The organism is Alteromonas sp. ALT199, from assembly GCF_018619335.1.
In the GTDB taxonomy this organism is placed as follows: Bacteria; Pseudomonadota; Gammaproteobacteria; order Enterobacterales; family Alteromonadaceae; genus Alteromonas.
In genome coordinates this window covers 1-3,479 of record NZ_JAHHDX010000005.1, presented here as the reverse complement: position 1 = coordinate 3,479, position 3,479 = coordinate 1, and the positions used below count along the sequence as shown (strand labels likewise).

Annotated in this window: 3 protein-coding genes; all 3 read left to right on the top strand. The window is 34.1% G+C overall.

Annotated features, from left to right (window positions below; genetic code table 11):
• The coding region (locus tag KL866_RS00520; protein ID WP_214992408.1) for a glycosyltransferase at positions 1-1,063 on the top strand (1,063 nt) is incomplete at its 5' end.
• A gap of 16 nt (positions 1,064-1,079) precedes the next feature.
• Positions 1,080-1,919, top strand: coding sequence for a glycosyltransferase (locus KL866_RS00515; protein WP_214992406.1), 840 nt, complete (start codon positions 1,080-1,082; stop codon positions 1,917-1,919).
• A gap of 154 nt (positions 1,920-2,073) precedes the next feature.
• Positions 2,074-3,479 (top strand): oligosaccharide flippase family protein (locus tag KL866_RS00510; protein WP_214992403.1); only part of this gene is annotated, 1,406 nt, incomplete at its 3' end.

Genomic DNA, 3,479 nt, shown 5'->3' with positions numbered 1-3,479 from the left:
ATATGAATATATATTGGGATTTTTAATGAATAATATATTTGAGCAGGGTAGCCCAAAAATCTCAGTTCTTCTTCCCGTTTACAATGGGGAGAAATATCTAAGAGAGTCTTTGCAAAGTATTTTAAATCAGACGTTTTATGATTTTGAACTTCTAGTAATTGACGATGGTTCGAAAGATAGTAGTTTAGATATTATAAAAAGTTTCGACGACAAAAGAATCCGTCTAGTAAAAAATCAAGAGAATTTGGGTTTAATTGCGACCTTAAATAAAGGTTTAGCACTAGCTCGCGGTGAATTTATAGCCCGAGTCGACTGTGACGATATTTGTTTACCTGAACGCTTTGAACAACAAAGTAGCTATTTAGACAATAACCCCGATGTAGGTGTTATTGGTAGTCATTCACAGTTAATTGATGAAAACGGTCAGAGTTTAGGCATTTATAAAGTACCTGAGGCTCATGAGGATATCGTCATGGGTATGGTTTTTACAAACCAAATTATCCACCCTTCGGTATTAATGAGAAAAAGCCTACTGGCAGACTATTTCCCAGATGTTTACGATAGTAAATATCTGCATTGTGAAGATTACGCATTATGGGTATCTCTTGCGAAAAGAACGAAGCTAGCAAATCTCTCGCTACCACTTTTAAAATATAGGGTTCATTCAGAGAGTATTTCTCAAATCAACTCTCTCGAACAGTTTAAGACAAGCGAGCAGTTAAAGTCAGAACTTTCTGATTTTCTGAATGTAAATCCTAAGGTCAGTTTGATATCGAGGTTAATTTCTCGAGAACATAGAAAATCTGTAGATTTTGCAGAGTACTATGGACATGTGTTTTCTAATCTTAATCATCAATTTTTTAGTTCGGACTTTATATCCAAAATTTTTTGGGAAACGGCGTTGCGTGCAAGAATTAGTGGTGAGAAAAGCTTCTTAATTTACATGCGTTCACCTTATAAAAAAGACTTATCTAAGATTATAGTTCTTGTATTCAGTCCATTAATAGCACAATTGCCGAGTTCTTTTTTTAAGAAGAGAATGCGTATTTTTAACGAAAAATAAATGAAACGAGAATTCTATGCATCTGGTAACTATATACGTCACAACAAAAAATAGACTAACTTTTTTGAGGCGTTGTCTCGAATCATTATTTAATCAAACATATTGTAATATTGAAATAATAGTCGTTGATGATGGTTCTAATGACGGTACGCATGAGTATTTGAAAGAACTAGAGGATGATAAAAAATTAATAGCGATCCTTAATAACAAATCATTAGGAGCTTGTGCGGCAAGAAATTTAGCAATTGAACGTAGTAAAGGTCATTATATTACAGGAATTGATGATGATGATTATATGGAACGCTGGAGAATACAAAGCTTTTTAGATTATACGAATGCTTTAGAGCTAAAATCCGAAACAGTATTAGGATTGTTTGACGATACTGTTCTCGAATTTAAAAGTAAGAGAGAGGTTTTAGTACGACGTGATTCAGTTACTTACTCAGATTTACGTAAAGAAAATCTAATAGGTAACCAAATTTTTGTAATGACGAGTAACCTAAAAAGTGTGGGGTTTGATCCGGATATGCCAGCCTTACAGGATTGGGATACATGGTTGAGACTTTCAAAGAATTCCAACGGAAAATTCTTCAATATTCACAAGGCTTCTTATATTCAAGATGTTGGTCATGACGCAGGTCGGATAACTCTCAAGCGTAAAAGAATTTTAGAAGAAGCCTTCTCTAAACTTTTCAATAAACTAGGAGAAATGACTTTGCAAGAGAGAGTAAGTCTTATTCTCACTAAGTATAGCTATCCACAGATGAGGTTACGTTTTTCAGAAATATACTGTCTTTTGATTACGGGGCATTATAGAAAGGGCCTCAGTGCACTCAAAAAAAAGTTCATAAACTGAGTTTTGATAAAACAAGTGGACTGTTTTATCAAAAAACATAGTTGTAGCATCTTGTGCTTTTTTAAAAAAAGAAATTTAACCTTTTTTAACGTCAGCGATATACAGAAAAACTACAGATAAAATCTTACATGTTTAGCATTACTACTGGGAAATTATGAGTTACGCAAAAAAAACTATGTTTAGTTCTGCATGGGGGGTAGGTTTAGGCTTGGTGAACCAGCTTTGTTCATTGATCGTTTTTGTTATTCTATCTAGATATTTATCGGTTCAAGAATTTGGATTGGTGGCGCTTTGTTTTTTGGTAACTGAAATGCTAGTTTCTTTGAGTAACTTTGGTATTAATCAGCTGCTAATTCAACGTCCTTACTGGAGTGATAGATTTGCTTCTTCATGTTTCAAATTAGTAATATTTGTTTCATTGATTTTTTCACTTTTAATGATTTTCGTCGCAGCTCCACTTGCGGAACAGTTTTTTCTTGAAGGTAGTTTTTCATTACTGAGTTTGCTTTCACTGGTTCCCTTAATATCATCTATTTCGAATGTTAGTGTGGCTAAGTTGTTAAGAAAATTTGATAATAGAACTGTTACGTTGGTTAATTCAGTTAGTACTATTTCTAGTAGCATATTAACGTTAGTACTCGTCTATTTAGATTTCGGTGTTATATCTGTCGTTTTTGGCCGTTTATTCCAAAGCGCTTTGGCTACATGTACTTTTCAATTCGTTAGTCCTTTCATTCCTAATTATAAATATAGGAAACTACACAGGAAAAAAATCCTAGCGTTCGGAATACCTGTTTTTGGTCAGGTTTTTTTAACTTTCATATCATCACGTGTAGTGAACTTCGTTAGCCTATTCATGCTAGGTTCAACAGCTTTCGCTTTCGTTTCAGTTGCGCAAAGAGCAATTAGATTAGCAACCGAAGTGACGGTAACTCCTTTAAATGGGGTTCTTTTGCAATCTTTTTCAAGAGTTAAACATGACGCTAGTCTTGAAGCCACTTATATACGAGTTGTGAAAATAGCATCGTTTATTATCTATCCGATGTTTGTAGGTTTATCAACGCTAAGTACTGAAGTTATTTATATTTTATTCGGCGATAAGTGGCTTGAAAGTGCAAATCTTTTGTCGATTCTCTGTTATACGGTTGTTGTCAGTTTACCGATTTGGTTTTTACCCACGATTCTTGTAGCAAGAGCTCAGACACGTACTGTTTTGAAGTTAAATATTATTGGCTCCTGTATTGCTATCTTGTCTACTGCCATAGGCGCATTTTACTCGATGGAAGGCTTGGTCTACGCTGCGCTCTTAGCATCTATCATTACTATACCCATTAAGATAAAGCTAATCGAAAAACATGTTCAAATGCGTTATATCAAGGTTATTTTATCGTGTGCTCCTAGTTTGATAGCAAGTCTCATGATGGCTATTAGTATAACTCACCTTGATTTGGCAGCATTTTTTGAATTGAATGTTCATTTCGAATTGATTACTAAAGTAGGGATAGGCTTTTTATTATACATAGTTTTTAGTTTTTTAGTGTTTAGAAAAAATACTATTGA